The following is a 17502-nucleotide window of genomic DNA, read 5'->3' as shown; positions in this document are numbered from 1 at the left end:
CCTTTTATAATGGTTATAAACGGAAAAAAATCTTGTGAGTCTCTTAGGTCTCATTCACTGGTTATTAACTTAATCCCTATATTAAAATAACATGGAAGCGTTGTCAATCAGTTATTAAGATTTTTTCTATCATAATATTTCCAAAGATCGAGATTGGAGGTTGTTATGGCCGTGGCACCGGCTTCAAGGGATGCCTCTACTTCCTCCACGGTATCAATCAAACCACCTGCAAAAATCGGTTTACCCGTCTTTTCGCCTATTTCACGAATAATTTTAGGTACTACCCCGGGAAGCACCTCTATGTAGTCGGGGTCCGTCTTGTGAATGAGTTCAATGCTCCTTTTCATGGCACTGGAATCAATGACAAATATTCGCTGGGTGGCATAAATCCCCCGCTGACGTGCTTTTTTAATCACGCTCCCTTTGGTGGAGATGATCCCGTACGGCTTGATTTCCTGACAGATATATTCTGTAGCATATTCATCACTTGATAAGCCGTGGATCAAATCCAGATGGAGGAACATATTCCGTTTTTCCTTTTTAGCATAGTCAAACACACTTTTCAGCATCCCTACGTGGAGATCAAGAAAGACTCCGTATTGGAATGAAGTCTTGAGCATCTTGTCAAAATCTTTCATCGATCTCACTGCAGGTAAAATACTTTGTCCTTCAAAACTCATTTTGCATCACCGTTTCATTTGTAAATAGGAAAGTGGAGCCTTTCTTTCTTCTCGCATCCACATTGGTAGCTGGAAGAGACGAATGATTCAAGGCTCCTCGATCCTTTCATTCCTAGTGTAGGAAGGGTCTCCCAGTCCTTTTAGATTGCTTCAATCATACTATCGCTATTCTTAGGATTCGACCCCCACTGGTTGTTTCCGTTTTCGCTATCAAGACAGCAGAACACCAATAGAATGATTCCTCCGACTAATGGAACGAACCCGATGAAGTACCAAAACCCGCTTCGTCCAGTGTCGTGAAGCCTTCTCACAGTTATCGCCAATGTTGGTAAAAGGAGTGCGAGTGCATATAGAATATAAATACCCATTCCAAGCAATATGATTCCTTCAGACTGCATGGCCATTCCAATTACTGCTACACCATAAAGAATTATTCCAAAAATAGAATAAAACAGCATGTACATCCAAAACTCTTGCCTTCTTGCCCTCCCACTGAAATCAGCGTATTGCTTCATACCCTTTAAAAACCAGCTCATGACTCATCGCTCCTACTCATCTTATTAAGTTAGTGAGAACGCTCTACCCTCCTTAAGTATTAAAGTAAACAAAGCGACTGGAAAAATCGCCCTGTTTTTCAATACCTCAAGGTAGTTTGAACTAAACCTAAATTACCATAATTTTTCATGTTTTAATTCTTTTTCCTCGAATCAGAATGCCCAGTTCCCGTCTTTGAAAATCTGTACACTCTCTCCATTCATGGTTGTACCGACGATATCCATCCTCTCGGAACCGATCATGAAATCTTCATGAACGACGCTTTCGTTCAGTCCCTTTGCTTCCTTCTCCTCATCAGAGAGAATGCTGCCATCCTTCATGCAGGTAGGGTAGGAAGAACCGATTGCCAAGTGATTGGATGCATTTTCATCAAAGAGCGTATTAAAGAATAGAATTCCGGAGTTTGAGATCGGTGAATCGTGGGGAACGAGGGCTACTTCCCCAAGGAATGCCGCCCCTTCGTCGACTTCGATCATCTTCTTCAGGACCTCTTCTCCTATTTGAGCAGTAGCATCAATGATTTTCCCTCCCTTGAATGCAAGGGTGAAATCATCGATGACATTGCCGTTGTAGGCAAGGGGTTTTGTTGCACGGACAGTCCCATTCACCCCGTTTTTGACCGGAACGGTATACACTTCCTCCGTAGGCATGTTGGCAATGAAGTCCTTTCCATCTGGTGTTTTGCTTGCACCTGTCAGCCAAATATGGTCCTCGTGGAGATCCACGGTAAGGTCTGTGCCTGGTGCAGTATAATGTAATTTCCTTAAGTTCAAATCGTTCAGTCTTTCTGCCCTTTTTGTCAGCTCGCTGATATGTCTTTTCCACGCTTCAACAGGATCCGATTCATACATCCGTACCGATTGGAAGATATGTCCCCATAAGGCATCGACTGCCTCTGTGCCTATTAGGTGAGGAAACACCTTCTCTGCCCATTTCTGAGAAGGGATTGCCACGATCGACCATGGTATGTGGTCGTTTTCGATGGCTTCGTAAAATCGGTCCAGAGCATCTCCGCTCGCTTTTTCAAAAGCGGTGATCCTTTCCGCGTCAATTCCCTTCAAAAGATCGGGGTCCCCTGAGTCAACCTGTAGGAAAGCACCTTTATGGTCAACAAGCCATTCGTGGGCAGCGGCCAGCCACTCAGGATACTCATAAAAAGTTTCTTCCGGTGCCAGTTCATAGTGGGTCCTCAAGATTTCTTCATCGAACCACTGGACATGCACATTTTTCGAACCGGCTAAATAGGCTTCTTTCACCACCAAACGGACAAATTCCTCCGTCCCGAGTGGAGCACTGATCCAAAGTGCCTGTCCCCCTTGGATATTCACCCCTACCTTCACTGCAAGGGCCGCATAATTCTTCAGGTTATTCCTTCGCTGCTCACTCATTCCATTCATCCCCTATTTTATGTACAGGCGTCTGCCACCCGATTACTATATTCCTTCAAAAAATGAAGGTAATTTGCGCCTCCGTAATTATACCTTTTGTTATACATTTTGACAGCAACAATTTGATATTTCGGGATCACCAGGATCGTGGGCCCAGTCACCCCGAGAATCTGGTAGGAACCAACGGGGACAGCATCCCCGATTTCACTTTTCATCCGTGGGATGTCCTATACATACTAAAAAGCCCCGTTCCGCGGCAGGTCGTAAGGAAGTCCACTGGGCGTCTGGATGGTAGTTGCAAGCTTGACCACTTCTTCTGGAATGATTTGCCGGTTACCGACCCTCCCTTTATCAAGATGCAGCTGACCCCACCAAGCGAATTCCCTTGCAGAAACAAATAAATTTTTCCTTGAACCATCGCAATCTGCATGCAGACCGTTTAAAGCTTTTTCATCTCTGCTGCTGATAATCTTAACCAATTGGGGAGAATCTTCATTTTCCCAGCCAGTTTCCGTCCAATTAAGCTGGTCGAAGATTCTTTCCTGAAGGAAGGAGCTGATGGTCCCACCGTACATCTCCATCACCAGATGCGCCAATGTATCTACTCCAACATTGTTATAGCTCCAGTTCTCTCCTGGAGTAAATTCCGTATAGAGGCCCTCGCCCCCTTCCCCGATACCATGGGTGTGGGTGAGGAGATGCCTGATTGAGACCCCACTGAACACTGGATTACTTTCTTCCATATAATCCTCTAAGGGTCGATCTAATTCAAGCAATCTGTCGTATAGGGCATATGCAATCACCAACGCTATGTAACTCTTCCTTGCGGATGCGATATTGAAGCGTGATGTTGTCTTCACCTCTTGGGCAGCGGGTTCAAACGAGTGGTATCCGCCGTAATGTTCAAGCACGGTCTTCCCATCTTTCATAATATAGAGGGCGTGGCCTGAACTATCATTTTTGCGGGCGATATCCTCCACCCATGGAATCAATGAGGTTTCGAAATTGATCTTTAAATTAGGAATGGTGATTTCCTCCTTTTAGGCAAGACTTCTCTACCCATTCGACATTCTTCCGGCATATCCTTCTGTATCTGTCACAAACTGACTCGTACCTTCCAATGAAACTATGGTAAAATAACGGGGTTGTAAGTCACTTGACGTTGGAGGTATACAGATATGATTGGACGTAAGACGGCATCTGCCCTCTTGGTATCCATGCTTGCCGTCGCCGGGTTTCAAGGTGAAGCCTTTGCGGCGAGGGAGCCGGAAATCCATGCGGATGCGGCCATTGTGATAGATGGAAACACAGGAAAGATCCTGTATGGTGAAAATGAACATGAAGAGCTGGGAATTGCCAGCATGACCAAAATGATGACGGAGTATCTGGTTCAAGAAGCTGTTAAAGATGGGAAGATCAAATGGGATCACTCCTACAAGATCAGCGACAAAGTCTATCAGCTCGCCAACGCTCCCGGATTGAGCAATGTCCCTCTGAAGCAGGGCGAATCTTATACAGTCAAAGAACTTTATGAAGCCATGGTCATCAAATCTGGAAACGGCGCTGCGATCGCCCTTTCGGAAATCGTCGCCGGATCAGAAGGTGAGTTCGTCAAGAAGATGAATGCAAAAGCGAAAGAACTCGGGATGAAGCATTATCACTTCGTCAATTCTTCCGGTCTCAGCAACGTGGATATGCTTGGCATGTATCCTGAAGGTACCGAACCGGATGATGAGAATGTCGTCTCTGCTGAAGATATGGCCATCCTTGCCTATCGCCTCATTCACGACTACCCTGAAACCCTTGAAACATCGGGTCTTTCATCCAAGAAGTTCCGACCGGGAACCGATGAAGAATTGACGATGAAAAGTACAAACGGGCTGCTGAAAGGGAAATCCTTCTATTATAAAGGAGCAGACGGGTTGAAAACCGGGACGACCCCATTTGCCGGCACCACGTTCACGGCCACAGCCGAACGAAATGGAAACCGCTACATATCCGTCATCTTGGATGCAAAGGATGCGAATGGTCAATCCAGCAGTGCCGAGCGGTTCATTCAATCTGCCGAGCTTTTGGACTACGGGTTCAATGAATTCGAGGAAGTGGATTTATCCCTAAAGGATGCAACCGCAGCACCTGGAAACATAAAGGTATACAATGGAAAAGAAAGAGAGCTCAGTGTCTCCATAAAAGAACCGATTGCACTCACCCTTCCAAAAGTACAAAAAGAAAAGACCGAAGTGGAATTGGTCCTGGATCCGGATAAAGTAACAGATGACGGTAAGCTGATCGCTCCGATTGAAAAAGGAGAAAAGGTCGGTGTCCTCAAGGTGAAAAATCCTCCTGAAGAGGAGTATATCCCTGACGGTGAACCTGCTTCTTACTCAGTGGACGTAACGGCTGAAGAAACGGTTGAAAAAGCGAGCTGGGTTGTACGAAGCGCCAGGGGCATCAAGTCTTTCTTTAAAGACCTTTTTTAACGATTGCAATTTACCGGTAAGTCTGTCAGGCTAAGGGGAGAGGTTTTCTGATTGTTGCCAATCCGGAACAGTGATGAAAAACCGTTTATACCTTTTCTAATCATGCATGAGCCGGTCGGCCTGACAGATCTAGAAGAGAATTTTGAAAGCAGGTGTCAGGATGATTGAAGTGAAAATGTCTCCCGTCAGTGACGGGGAGCTTAGAAGAGGTGTCTTTGCTAAACAGGATATCCCAAAAGGAGAGCTGATTCATGAGGCTCCCGTGATTCCATACCCAAATGAAGAGCATCACTATATTGAAAAGACCTTCTTGGCGGATTATGTGTTTGAGTATGGCATGAACCATACGGCACTTCTCCTCGGATATGGAATGCTTTTCAACCATTCTTATACCCCAAATACGATCTATGACATCAACTTTGATAATCATACATTCGATTTTTATGCGTATCGGGATATCAAAGCTGGCGAAGAGCTGTTTATCAACTACAATGGTGAAGTCGATAATGACGATCCTCTATGGTTTAACGAAAAAGAAAGTGACGAAGAAGGGACCTCCTGATGGGTCCCTTCTTTTCTTATCTGTATATGACCGGATCTCCCCAGGAGCCTATCACCTGTTCAACCGTTAGAAGCTGCCAGGGATTGAACATCGTCTGTCCGTGCTTATTGAAAACAAATTCTTTATTCAACGCATAACACGCATGGATGATCTTCCCTTCAGAGTCCCTCCACACCAGGACCTCCTTGCCGGTTATGTTCCCGACCTCTTCCCTGGCAGCCAAAAGGTCAGCGGTTCGAGTCCGCTATGGCTTTCCCATTTCGGTACACTTTACTAAATCATTATTAATATAGGAGCTATCCATTATTTTTATAAGTTTATTTTACTTGATTAATGTTTTACTAGTAATTTGTAGTCCTAATGTAACTCTGATTGATAATTATAAACATTGCAGAGTAAATACACTGAATATTATTATTTTCAAATAGATAAACTAAAAAGGAGCATTTCTGCCCCTTTTTAGTTTATATTCAATTATTTAAGTGTATTATCAAAGTCCTAATTGCTTGAATAAAATCCGACATAATATAATAAGAATTTTCATCTTTTTTAACATTTATTCCAATCACTCTCAAGTTGGGGGCTTCCTGACTAATTTTCTTAGCTTCTTCTAAGGTGACATTTGGTAAAACAATATAATGAACCCCATTTATTGAGGAAATAATTCGAGTGTACAGCTCCTTATAGTACTCGTCTTGAAAGGAGAAACCAATAAAAAGCAAATGATTTGAAGCCATTACTCCTAACAATTTATCTTTGAATATTTGGTCTTTATACAATTCAATATAATCCTCGACCGTTACAATCATTGTATCCAATTTTTGAACATGACCATGAATATGAAATACTCTCTTTTTATTTTCGTGGAGGAGATTTTGTGTATCAATTATATCCTTCCATGTATATGGAACTGCAACCGAATTTTCTATCTGACTAATATAATCAGTGAGAAAGTTGTCATAATTAGTTGTGATATAAGTTTTACTAGAAATACTTGCAAAATCCTTATAATTACTATCTTTTACCAACAGAACATCTGCAGGTACTTTATCGAAATCATCTCGAATCATTTCTTTAATTTGATCAGTTGACAATAATGAATGTTCTTTTAAATATGACAATGCTTTTAAAAAATTACCTTGCTTAACATATTTAATAAAAGGAGGACGAAAATCTTCTTCGATGTTGTCTTGCAACCTTAATATCATCTGTCCCCATGAGGGTAAGCCTACGGGTACTGAAGCCCCTGAACCAATAAATGGTATGATATTATCTTTTCTTTTAACTAATTCTTCGAAATTATGATTTGTAAATCCTATTAAATATTCTTGTAGAGCATATTCTCTTGTTAAATTTTCTAATTCTCGCATAGCCCCCTTTTTAAGTTTATAATAATCTGTTATTTCATGATTACTGTTATTAAGCATTTGACTGCAAGATTCACAGTTACTTGCATCTGTTTTACACACAAACGTTTCTTCATTTATATGACAACTCACATGCCACTTTTTTGAAATTAATTCAAATTCAACCATCTTACTAAAAATATCCTTCTCCATTTCTCCTAATGTCTCAATTACTGAATTTAATTTCGCTTCATTAAAACTTTTTCCTGTTTTTTGTAAAATTGAAGCTATAGTGATAAGTGCTCGATAATGGGAAATATTAAACTCTTTGATTACGGTATCTGTTAGCGTAATTAACGACATGTTTTATCAGCCCTTCATTTAGATATTGCCTGTTTTTGAAAACTATTAATAAATACTTTGATGTTGACCTTATTGTGGTTTGTACTACATCCGTATTAATAGGGGCAACATGTAGATAATCCTTAAACCATGATATTGACCATTGTGGAAGTTCTAATGATTCATCAAAATCAGTATAAAGACTATGAAACATTATTTCTCCTGAAATAGGTATATCTTTAACAGACGTACCTGTTGCACTTTTTGAAGAATTCCCTGATTTAAAAGAAATGTTTGTAGGGAAACCTACCAATTTTCTTTCTTTTGCAATTGAAATTAAGTCATCATTATCAACTAAAGCGTTAATGTATGTTGCCAAAATTAATGCTTGCACCCTCTTTGCCAATACTTGTCTTTGTTCATATACTGGTAATATTGTTTGAGGTAACAGTTTTTGAAGCATAGAAGTGACTTTCAAGTCAATTTCATCTTCTCCTAATTTTCTTAACATATCTTCTCTAAATTCTTTTAGTATAATTTCGTCCAACTCTTTACACATTTTAAACATTGCAGTTCTATCGCGTTTATAATCTATTGAATTTGAAACACCTAGAATCGGATATACTAAACTTTTAATCTTTTCATAATATTTGGTTGTTGTGGTGTCCCTTTTTATATCCTCAAACTCACTACTAATAGTATTATCCATATTTCTAAACAATAAAATTGAGATTTGTTTTTCAAAATCAATTTCTAGTCCAGATATGAAGTATCCTTTTTTTTCAATAGAAAAAGGTACTACTGTAGAAAATAGCATTCTTATTGTGCTAATTTTGTTCTCACTGTTTTTTGTATAATCAAATCCTGCTAAGAAGAAATTTCCTAGTTCAGTGTTTGAAATTGCCTCCATTAAGTAGAAACCCTTGGGTGACATATATTTTTCAAGGGCTTCATCTAATTTTCCATAATTCACTCTTTCAATAAAATTCTCCATTAATTTAATGAGATCACTTTCATCAATCTGGGAAACGCGGGTAAGCTTATCTAAATATATATTTGCTAAATTTCCATAAAGAATACTTTCGAACAAGATTTTATCTAAGGTCCTCTTCTCTTTCGGTTTATTTTCAGTTATTTCTTCATAAGCTTTTGGAATATTAAATGAATCAGTACTGTAATCTAGTTCATTCGTAACTCTTTCTTTGAAATTCCTCTCGTCCACATGTTCTAAAAAAAATCCACCCAAAAAAGAATATTGCGATTCTTGTTCCATAATATCGTCCTTTCACCACTGTATAAACCTAATTTTATCAATTTATTTAATATTTTGGAAGAAAACTAATGAACTCTTTTAATGACTAAAAAATTTCTACCTGCCCCACCTCAAGTGAACGCCAAAAATCGATAGTAAAGAGTACGAGTTTCTTTCCGGCTCCTTTATATAATGGCGGTCCATGTTCACCAAACCATTCTTCCGTTTCTTCGTGATCAAATACTAAGCCCCTCCCGAGTTGCCATTGAATTTCGGCGATTCTCTGTCTGGCTTCATATGAAAGCTCCTCAAATTCGCCTGGATGCATTTTTTTTACAAATACCCCTTCAGGAAGAGACCACGTCAAATACGATGTTCTGATATCCAGTGAAAGATTGCTTTTCACTAACATGTCCATCTCTCCATAGGGAAAGCATTCATCGTTCGTGAAGAAAAACCAATCCACTTCCGGCAGGATCCGTACTTTCCATTGTTCAATGGTGTTCGAAGATAAATCGTACCCTTCAGTCATAAAGCGCTCCCCCTCTGGAAAAGACCTTCACCATCGGCCATTTTTTGTTCCATCCTTTTTCCTGTATTCTCTTCTCATAAACCGTGTATCCAGGTGGCGTTTCTTTAAAATGTGGGGTCGGACGTACTTCCATGTTGACAAGATCCTTGATTCCCCAAGGAGCAAGCAATTGGAGAGCCTGTGAATCATTGATTCGGACTGCTACACTCGTCGCTGTCTCAGGGAATTTTGAGATGGCATCGGCCGTGGATGCATATGGCTCATCCCCATTCACCTCATGCATCCTTGCCTGATTCTTCACCGACCAAGGAGCATGGGGAACAGATTGCAGAAGCTGAAGTTCCATCTTTTTCTCCGTCTCTTCGTCGGTTTCACTAGTGTCATAATACACCACATCGATGTCATTCATTGGTTCCCAACCCCGACCATGGAGATGATTCCACACCTTATTTCGTACAAAGCCTGCGCATACCCAGCAGTCGGGGAGGTCTAATTCGGCTGTGACTTGGAGTATATTCATCATCCATGGATCATTTTTAATTATTTCGGTAATTTCCGACTCTGTCTTCATTTCAATCTCCCCTCTATGAGAAAACAGGCACTCCCCTTAGTAGGGAATGCCTGTCTAATCATTCTTCTTCTGAATCTATAACTTCTTTATCTGTTGATTCGCTGTAATAACCCTTTTTCTCGTATTCCTTTTTCAGCTCGAAGTATTTATCCATGGCTCGTTTGGCCATGGTTTTGTTGACATACGGGTCTCTATCCTGATGAGAGGCAGGCAGTACAACTGCAAATGAAACTTCAGGATTGGCATATGGAGCATATCCTACCAGCGTCGTGTTATAGGTGGCCAGGTTCTTTCCGCGTTCAGGGGCATAATAGAATGCTTCGGCAGTTCCCGATTTTGCAGCGGCGTCATAAGGAGCATTTTTAAAGTTATCCGCCGTTCCTCGAGATCCATGTGCTACTCTATAGAACCCTTGTTGAACAGAAAGTATTTCTTCCTCAGTAGCATCAAGCCTATTGAGAACTTTAGACTCGTGTTCGTATAGTAAGGAGCCGACTTTATCGCTTTCATAGTTTGGCTCCCTGATTTCCTTCATGATATGTGGCTGCATCCGGTATCCTCCATTGGCAATAGTGGATACATATTGAGCCAATTGCATAGGTGTATAGGTATCATACTGTCCAATCGCGAAGTCCATCAAGTTCCCTGGCTTATACCCTGTCCCCTGTAGTCCATCAGCTTCACCTGGTAGATCGATTTCCGTCTTGACGCCCAATCCAAATTGCTTAAAATGATTACGGAACGTGTCGAAGGACTCTCTTTTGATGTTCATCGGTTGGTTTCTTACATAATTCACCCCTGATACTTTGAACGCAACCTTCCACATATATCCATTTGAAGATCTCTCTAAAGCCGTTTTATCTGTCATATACTGTGGGCCCTCATTTTGATAAAACCATGAACGTTTTGGTTTTGTTCCTTTTATTTGAATTTCTTCATCATAAAGCGTTTCTCCTATCGCTAAACTATCCGTCATATAACCAGTTAATACAGTTGCACCTTTTACCGCAGAACCTACACCATATTCGGATGTAAATGTACCTAAAGCATCATCCTGTAGTTCTACTTTTCCATCTTCATCTTTACCGTATTTTTTCCCGACCATTGAGAGTATTTCACCTGTATTTGGATTCATCATGATTAGATATGCACGGTCCAAATAAGGAGACTCCCAATATTTAGCTGCTTGTTTACTAAGTTCCTCCTCAACAATCTTTTCCAGCTCTTTTTGTAGCTTCAAGTCGATTGTAAGGTAAACATCCTTTCCGCTATGTCCTTCCGTGATCAGCTTTGAATCAATCAGGCTTCCACCCTTCGTAATATGTTCAATCTCCTCTTTCTTCCCTTTCAGGAGACTTTCGTACTCTGATTCGAAATAGCTGGTCCCGACACGATCATTCATGGCATAGCCCTTAGACTTGTATTGCTCGACAAGTTCCGTCGGAATGCCCTGTTCGGTTGTAGACACTTTACCTAGAATCGAACGAAGCGTACTTTTTTGCGTGTACTTCCTTTCCCAATCCGTCGTTACGTTCACCCCGGGAAGATTGGATAGGTTTTCGCTCACCCTTGCCATTTCTTCGTCACTTACATCTTTGTTTTTTACGATTTTAGGTGACAAGGCATATCCAGTGTTAAACTGACGGAAGATGGCGAGTACCTTTAGTTCGTCATTTGTATAGGTATCAAACTGTTTTTCGGAAATTCTCTCCAACTGCATTTGGTACACTTTTTTGTTTCGCTCGTCTTCTGCAAGTTCTTCATTGGCTTCGAGTTTCTTTAACTCATCCTTGGTGACTAATTTAGCGGCTTCTTTGCTATTTTGAAGTAACCAATAGTCTTTTTTATCGCGATCAGAAATGCTATCAATCACCTTTTGGTCGATTTCAATCAATTTGGCTAATTCCTTTGCCACTTTCAACATATCTTTAGATGTCGTCGACTGAGTGCTCGTATACGTAATGGCATTCATCGGGACGTTATCGACAATCACATTCCGGTAGCGGTCATAGATCTTGCCTCGGGGTGGATTGCCGTTATCCGACTTGACGTTTTCCGTTCTCGATACTTCCGCTTCATATTGACTTCCTTTGACAATTTGCACGACACCAAGTCGGAGAATGAGCATGGAGAACAGAAAAAACACGGAAACGAACAGCAGATTCATCCGGACCGTCGTCTGATTTTTCTTCGCTTTCTTTTCCTTCATTCGATAACCCCTTTGTACGTTATATTCACTACCTGCGCGTCCGGCAGATAAGACTTCTTCCGCTTCTTATTGTATAGAAAGTCACCCTATTAATCTACCTCTATTTTACAACTATTCCATTATATTTTATATTTTCATGAGGTTAGTGAGCTTAATCGAAAAATGTCGAAAATCTAGTGTAGACATCGTTGATTTCTTTCTTTACAATATAGCTTTGTTAGAGGATAATTCTGCCCATGATCAGATAAATATTATAAAGAAAGCGAGGGTGAGAATGATGTTTGCAAAGTTGATGTGTAAGATGGGGATCGGTGCTGCGAAGATCGATCTTGTATTGCATCGTTCTGCCTATTGTCCAGGAGAACTTATTAAAGGGGAATACGAACTGATCGGCGGTAAAGTCGACCAGAAGCTGAAAAGGATCGAGACGGATCTGCTTCAATACAATGAAAAGACCGAGTGCTCATCCATCCTTCACCAGAATACAATCCTGAGCTCTTCCATTATGAAAGCAGGAGAGCAACGAAAAATCCAATTTGCCTGCCGATTGGCAGATACATTCCCTCCAAGTAAAGAGGGCATCTCGTATAAATTTGTTACTCGTCTCATTTTTGAAGAAGGCATGCATCGCAAAGATCATGACAGCTTCCAAATCATACTTGATTAAAAAACCAAGGGTGTTCCGGTTCAACCGGAACACCCTTTTCAGTATAGTCAGGAGAATGGCCCGTCTAAGGGTTTCCCGATTGAGAATCCCTCGAACAAGCGGCCACCGAACGGACTGAGAGCTTGATTCACCAGAGTGATCACCCCCTTTTTCTCCCCGTGTTTATAATAGGAATCGAATGCATGTACAAAATGTCGTGCATATTCAGGGTCAAATTTCTTCAGTGCCCTCACGATCCATTTGGAACTGCCGATCCAACAACCATTGGTCCTCAGGACAAATTCATGAAGCAGCTCTGCCAGATGGCCGGCAATGAACAATCCTTCTCCCCTATCGTTACAACCGTTGAAATCATCGAGGGCATCGGTTAGAAAATACCGCTTCCTATCAATGGTATCTTCATCCCAGCGTTCCGGTCCGGCACTCAGCAGGCTGTTTGCGGTAGCCTTTAATGAATCGAGGGTTTGATTATTTGTTAGAGGCAGCCCTTCTGAGATCATCCGCGGGAGTGATGGCCTGCCGCGGAGACAATCATCTCTGAAAAAGTCCAGGATCCCCGTCGGGGTGTGGACAAATAGTTCAACCGGCCACCCCTGCCACATCAGGCTTTCCCTGAATGAAGAAGAGAGTTCGTTGATCACGACGACGATATCCAAATCAGAAGTTGCCGTGCCCTGTCCTCTCACCACGCTTCCACTTAATACGGCAGCCTCACATGAAGGGAACCGGACACGGATCAATTCTTTTGCAGCCTTGAGGGCACGCTCGATGGTCATCGTTGCACCTCCGGTTGAGGAAGTACATACGCTACCGTCCCCTCAATTCCTTTATCCTCCAGCAGCTGAACGACGGTTCTCATGTCACGCTCTTCTGTGAGTACTACGTAATTCGGCTGGAAAATCCCCCGTTTCAATAGCAGGCTGACCTTGTAACTATTGTTCAATCGTTCGTCCAACCCATATAATTCGTGCCACTTCACAATTTTCTCCACTTTATAGCCCTTCACCTTATTACACGAGAAGAACCTGCCATTTAAAATGACGCCATCATTCAACAGGTAGATGTTACCCTGATGCCGGATCATGACTAAGAAGGTAAAGAAAATATAACCAAAATTAATGAATGAACCATGCAAAAAATCCATTCCGAATACTAGGATGAATAGAATGCTCATCAGAAGGATGAGGGCAGGCGTTCCCCAGTGGAGGGTCCGATAGGATTTAGAACGTTTATCAAATGGGATCATAGGCTCCCACCTGTCAGGGACGATAATATTATCTAAATTCGTTTGCACTGAAGGATAATAGGCCTCATCTTTACGTTCAACCGCTTTTTTTATATTCAGGCGATAAGAAATCATATAAATGATACAAAAAAGATAGATGATGCTGAAACCGATGCTGATCCACATGTTGACTCCCCCAATTTATGTATGGTTTCTTCTATATACGATATAGCGGGTGGAAAAGTTTCATTTGGGGGTATCATCCATTTTTCAAAACTGAATCATGTGCACAGACGCATTCAGTGGACATGCATATACTGTACTAGATAACAAGACAGGAGGTGAAAATATGGGAATTTTTCTTGATGCGCGTACGTCACAAAATGCGAGCACGTATGGACAGATTTCAACACCAATCCTTGTAGGTCAAAATAGTCTTTTCGGAGTCGTCGGACTAGATGTTACAAAAGCGACTGTCGGGCAGATCAGGGTTCAATTCGAAGGAACGATGGCTGTTCAGCTGCCATTGCTCCCAATTGCGACGAACGTTGATATCACTATCATCCGTGGTACACAACAATCTGGTTTAATTACAGTGTATACAGCAAGGCAAGTTTTGGATTTATCCATTGTAGGTCCACAATTGATCACATTCGCTGGCGCTGACTTCAATCCTGGAATCCCTGCGAGTGGTCCACTGGTTTACTCCGCCTATGTCAGTGCCACAGCATTGGGTACTGTCAGGGTCGGCCCTGAAAGTTTCACGGCATTGGCTACCGCCGGCTAATCCGTGACCGGACAAGCAAGACAAGCATAGATCATGCATTACCCACCTTCCTCCCTAGATAAACGAACGGATAAGGGTGCTTCTTTCGCTGCAGAGGGAGTACTCATAAAAAACCGCCAGGCTGGTCATCCAGCCTGGCGGTCTTTTCAATTTCACCTATTAGAATGTTTTCGCAAGATCTTTTGCACGGGCAATTCCGTTTTCTTTGATCTCTTGCGCTTTTTCAGGCATAGCGTTGTGTCCTTCGATGAAGAGACCTTCGAAGCTAGGTACACCGTAGAACTGCATGATGAGTTCAAGGTAGCGATGTCCCATTTCCATTGCTGCTGCAGGACCTTCAGAGTAGATACCGCCGCGTGCTTGGATATGCAAGGCTTTTTTGTCTGTCAGAAGTCCAACAGGTCCGTGCTCGGTGTATTTGAATGATTTGCCTGCAACAGAGACAGAATCAATATACGCTTTCATAACTGGAGGGAAAGAGAAGTTCCAGAATGGTGTGACGAAAACATATTTGTCAGCTGCAACGAACTGGTCAGATAGTTCGTTCAGACGGGCTACTTTTGCTTGCTCTTCAGCAGACAATGCGTTGAACTCGCTTCCGCTTTGAAGTTTGCCCCATCCGCTGAATACATCTGCATCGATGTGAGGGATGTTTTCTTTGTAAAGGTCGATATGAACAACCTCATCTGATGGATTGGCTTCTTTGTAAGAATCGATGAATGCTTTACCTGCTGCCATGCTGAATGAAGCAGACTCATCATGTGGATGTGCAGTGATGTACAATACTTTTGACATGTGTGTATTCGTTCCTTTCTTATCTTGGGAGTTAATACCTCGTATATCTTGAACTGAGATATTCTTAATTCGAGATTAATCATATAAGATATCCGCCTCGATTGCAAGCCATAAGTTTGCGATGGGGTGGAATATGATTGAAATCTCTAACACAAGAACTCATTTTACCAGCGAAGCAAAAAAGAAAAATCAGTCTTTTGACTGACTCTTCTTCACCCGTTTGCAGGATATTTGGTTTGAAGTTCATGGATCGATAACCGGATCAATTCTTTCAGAATATCCGTGTCTACGCCACTTAACCGATTGATATACACACAGCCCTTTCCGCTTGTGTGTTTGCCAAGTTTCGATAAGAGTTTGTCTTTATCAGTTCCCGTACAGCCCAGATAGATAGAAATCTTGGATTTGCGCGGTGAAAATCCTGCCAATGCCGCATCCCCTTCATGCCCACTTGCATACGTATAGTGGTAGGATCCAAAGCCAATGATGCTCTTCCCCCACATCTTCCCTTCGAAACCTGATGCTTCAGTAAACAGATCCAGCAGTTTGAAAGCATCCTCCCTGCGAATCTCAGGCACGGACGTTTCGATGTATTCCAGGACGTCCGCATCCGTTTCCTTCGTTTTCAGTTCATACATACAATCCCTCCCTATCATGGATATACGACATCCCTCTTCTTAGTCCCTTCTCATCCATATAAAAAAGCCCGGAATGAAAATCCGGGCCTTCTTGATTAATAAGAACGGAACTGTCCAAATTCACCTGATATATATGCTCGTTTCCCATTGTAGATGACTTCCCAGTAGCCGGTAGGACTATTCTTCCCTTTGACCGAGCCAGCAACCCGTATGGTCTGTCCTCGATTGATGGTACCGAGATTGACGGATGCGAGTCGATCCGGCCGGTCTTGGATGATGGCAGCATTCGCCACCCCGATGATGGTGATTTCTCCGATGGCTTTAATCGATGGTGATGATGGGGGCTGAGGTGTACTGGTACCAGCACCGACGACCTTCACAAACTGAGGGGACGCCGTCACATAGTAGGTGTTTCCTTTAGAATTCTTCACTTCATACATCTGGGCACCTTCTACGTTCAGCTTCGCTGTAATAGTAGGAAAGCCAAACCCGAATGCAAGTTTTCCTGCCACGAACGCTTGGTTGAAGGTCGGTTTAGAATAAAAATTCAATTGATCCGCACCTCGGTAGATTGATTCGACACGTTTTCCTATCTCACTCCCAGTTACAGGCTTTTGGGTTGGGGATGGAGCCGGGGCTGGAGCAGGCGCGCTTCCCCCTACATAAGGCACACCGAAATACTCACAGATTCCCTGTGCCTCTTCACGTGCCCTTTCCTGTTGGAAGGTCTGATTGATCATCAGTAAGGATTCCCTGCGGTTATCCATGAATCCATTCTCAATCAAGATGGCCGCATTCTTGAACTCGCGGGTGATATGGAGATTTTGTTCGATAATCCCCCTGAACTTCTGACGGGGATTTTGACGGATATATTTTGCCACCGTTTCTGCGAATTGTCTTCCTACTGCATCTCCCGGGTATATATGGATGGAATGTCCTTCAGGGTCATTGCCACCGGGGTCGAACCGGTCTTTCAAAGCATTGAAATGATTGGATACAAGCGCGTCAGCATTCAGTGAATTGGCGAGATCCGTCCTTTCTTTTAGTGGGGTATCCACATCTGTAGGGGCAGTCAAAACCGTTCGGAAACCACATCTCTCCAGCTCGATCTTCAGATAATTCGTCACAGCAGCATTGAATTCATTTTCTCGGATCTGCCTACCAAGGGATTCAATATAAGGGGTCCTTTTCCCCGCAGTTTCCATTCCATGCCCGTCATCAAGTGCAATCAAAAAGTCACTGGCCTTAGCCATAGTCATCACTCCTTTTACGTTACTATATGAAAAGCTCGTCCTTTTGGGAACGGCTTACATCCATTAACCGTAACATTTGACAGAATAGATATTTCTCCTTATGATAATCTCAACTGAATCCCATAAAGGGGAGTAGCTTATACGATGAGGTCGTCATTACGGGGTGAAGACCCCCGGCTTCATCGGCAACATGGTTGTTAGCGAGACCTTTACCGGAAGT

Annotated in this window: 19 protein-coding genes; 4 read left to right on the top strand and 15 right to left on the bottom strand. The window is 42.3% G+C overall.

Features of this window, described 5'->3' with window-relative positions; genetic code table 11:
• Positions 1–107 precede the first annotated feature (107 nt).
• The 4 genes from ABJ225_RS04095 to ABJ225_RS04080 form a co-directional block, all read right to left on the bottom strand.
• A complete protein-coding gene (locus ABJ225_RS04095) occupies positions 108–680 on the bottom strand; it encodes a glycerol-3-phosphate responsive antiterminator (protein WP_053427058.1) in 573 nt (190 codons plus the stop codon).
• 140 nt (positions 681–820) lie between these two features.
• Positions 821–1216, bottom strand: a complete 396-nt coding sequence (locus ABJ225_RS04090; RefSeq protein WP_218247135.1) for a DUF805 domain-containing protein — start codon at positions 1214–1216, stop codon at positions 821–823.
• Positions 1217–1387: 171 nt separating this feature from the next.
• Positions 1388–2623 (bottom strand): aminopeptidase, encoded by a 1236-nt coding sequence (locus ABJ225_RS04085; protein WP_347318590.1) that lies wholly within the window; start codon positions 2621–2623, stop codon positions 1388–1390.
• Between the two features lie 236 nt (positions 2624–2859).
• Positions 2860–3603, bottom strand: coding sequence for a serine hydrolase domain-containing protein (locus tag ABJ225_RS04080; protein WP_347318588.1), 744 nt, complete (start codon positions 3601–3603; stop codon positions 2860–2862).
• 198 nt (positions 3604–3801) lie between these two features.
• Between ABJ225_RS04080 and ABJ225_RS04075 the strand changes: the two genes are divergently transcribed.
• Complete coding sequence (locus ABJ225_RS04075; protein WP_347318586.1) at positions 3802–5103, top strand: D-alanyl-D-alanine carboxypeptidase family protein; 1302 nt, start codon at positions 3802–3804, stop codon at positions 5101–5103.
• A 160-nt stretch (positions 5104–5263) separates the two neighbouring features.
• Positions 5264–5665, top strand: coding sequence for an SET domain-containing protein (locus tag ABJ225_RS04070; RefSeq protein ID WP_048003866.1), 402 nt, complete (start codon positions 5264–5266; stop codon positions 5663–5665).
• Between the two features lie 16 nt (positions 5666–5681).
• Here the strand turns inward: ABJ225_RS04070 and ABJ225_RS04065 are convergent, their stop codons facing one another.
• The 6 genes from ABJ225_RS04065 to ABJ225_RS04040 form a co-directional block, all read right to left on the bottom strand.
• The gene (locus tag ABJ225_RS04065; RefSeq protein ID WP_347318584.1) at positions 5682–5888 is read right to left on the bottom strand and encodes a hypothetical protein; all 207 of its coding nucleotides are present in this window, start codon (positions 5886–5888) and stop codon (positions 5682–5684) included.
• Between the two features lie 247 nt (positions 5889–6135).
• Positions 6136–7374 carry an SIR2 family NAD-dependent protein deacylase gene (locus ABJ225_RS04060; protein ID WP_347318582.1) on the bottom strand — a complete coding sequence of 413 codons (1239 nt, stop codon included), beginning with the start codon at positions 7372–7374 and terminating at the stop codon, positions 6136–6138.
• Positions 7331–8626 carry a hypothetical protein gene (locus ABJ225_RS04055; RefSeq protein ID WP_347318580.1) on the bottom strand — a complete coding sequence of 432 codons (1296 nt, stop codon included), beginning with the start codon at positions 8624–8626 and terminating at the stop codon, positions 7331–7333. The genes ABJ225_RS04060 and ABJ225_RS04055 overlap by 44 nt, the downstream gene beginning before the upstream one ends.
• Before the next feature lie 85 nt (positions 8627–8711).
• Positions 8712–9137 carry a hypothetical protein gene (locus ABJ225_RS04050; protein ID WP_347318578.1) on the bottom strand — a complete coding sequence of 142 codons (426 nt, stop codon included), beginning with the start codon at positions 9135–9137 and terminating at the stop codon, positions 8712–8714.
• Complete coding sequence (locus ABJ225_RS04045) at positions 9130–9657, bottom strand: nucleotidyltransferase family protein (RefSeq protein ID WP_347319308.1); 528 nt, start codon at positions 9655–9657, stop codon at positions 9130–9132. The genes ABJ225_RS04050 and ABJ225_RS04045 overlap by 8 nt, the downstream gene beginning before the upstream one ends.
• Before the next feature lie 109 nt (positions 9658–9766).
• Positions 9767–11917 (bottom strand): peptidoglycan D,D-transpeptidase FtsI family protein, encoded by a 2151-nt coding sequence (locus tag ABJ225_RS04040; protein ID WP_317949289.1) that lies wholly within the window; start codon positions 11915–11917, stop codon positions 9767–9769.
• A 277-nt stretch (positions 11918–12194) separates the two neighbouring features.
• Here ABJ225_RS04040 and ABJ225_RS04035 point away from each other — a divergent pair, with 277 nt between their 5' ends.
• On the top strand, positions 12195–12584 hold the full coding sequence (locus ABJ225_RS04035) for a sporulation protein (RefSeq protein WP_056536563.1): 390 nt from the start codon (positions 12195–12197) through the stop codon (positions 12582–12584).
• Between the two features lie 47 nt (positions 12585–12631).
• Here the strand turns inward: ABJ225_RS04035 and ABJ225_RS04030 are convergent, their stop codons facing one another.
• Both ABJ225_RS04030 and ABJ225_RS04025 read right to left on the bottom strand, forming a co-directional pair.
• Complete coding sequence (locus ABJ225_RS04030; protein ID WP_347318576.1) at positions 12632–13360, bottom strand: nucleotidyltransferase domain-containing protein; 729 nt, start codon at positions 13358–13360, stop codon at positions 12632–12634.
• Positions 13357–13995 (bottom strand): hypothetical protein, encoded by a 639-nt coding sequence (locus ABJ225_RS04025; protein WP_347318574.1) that lies wholly within the window; start codon positions 13993–13995, stop codon positions 13357–13359. Before ABJ225_RS04025 ends, ABJ225_RS04030 begins: the two co-directional genes overlap by 4 nt.
• Positions 13996–14158: 163 nt before the next feature.
• On the opposite strand from ABJ225_RS04025, the gene ABJ225_RS04020 reads away from it, so the two are divergent.
• Positions 14159–14596, top strand: a complete 438-nt coding sequence (locus tag ABJ225_RS04020) for a hypothetical protein (protein ID WP_053427069.1) — start codon at positions 14159–14161, stop codon at positions 14594–14596.
• Between the two features lie 159 nt (positions 14597–14755).
• Here the strand turns inward: ABJ225_RS04020 and ABJ225_RS04015 are convergent, their stop codons facing one another.
• The 3 genes from ABJ225_RS04015 to ABJ225_RS04005 all read right to left on the bottom strand — a co-directional run bounded on the left by ABJ225_RS04015 (position 14756) and on the right by ABJ225_RS04005 (position 17282).
• Positions 14756–15391, bottom strand: a complete 636-nt coding sequence (locus tag ABJ225_RS04015) for an FMN-dependent NADH-azoreductase (RefSeq protein WP_053427070.1) — start codon at positions 15389–15391, stop codon at positions 14756–14758.
• Between the two features lie 212 nt (positions 15392–15603).
• On the bottom strand, positions 15604–16029 hold the full coding sequence (locus ABJ225_RS04010; protein ID WP_238281093.1) for a DUF1801 domain-containing protein: 426 nt from the start codon (positions 16027–16029) through the stop codon (positions 15604–15606).
• A 95-nt stretch (positions 16030–16124) separates the two neighbouring features.
• Positions 16125–17282, bottom strand: a complete 1158-nt coding sequence (locus ABJ225_RS04005) for an N-acetylmuramoyl-L-alanine amidase family protein (protein WP_238281092.1) — start codon at positions 17280–17282, stop codon at positions 16125–16127.
• Positions 17283–17502 lie beyond the last annotated feature (220 nt).

The sequence above is a fragment of the Rossellomorea sp. RS05 genome (assembly GCF_039822645.1).
GTDB lineage: Bacteria > Bacillota > Bacilli > Bacillales > Bacillaceae_B > Rossellomorea > Rossellomorea marisflavi_B.
The sequence above is the reverse complement of the archived record's forward strand: the minus strand, read 5'-3'. Positions and strand labels throughout refer to the sequence as shown.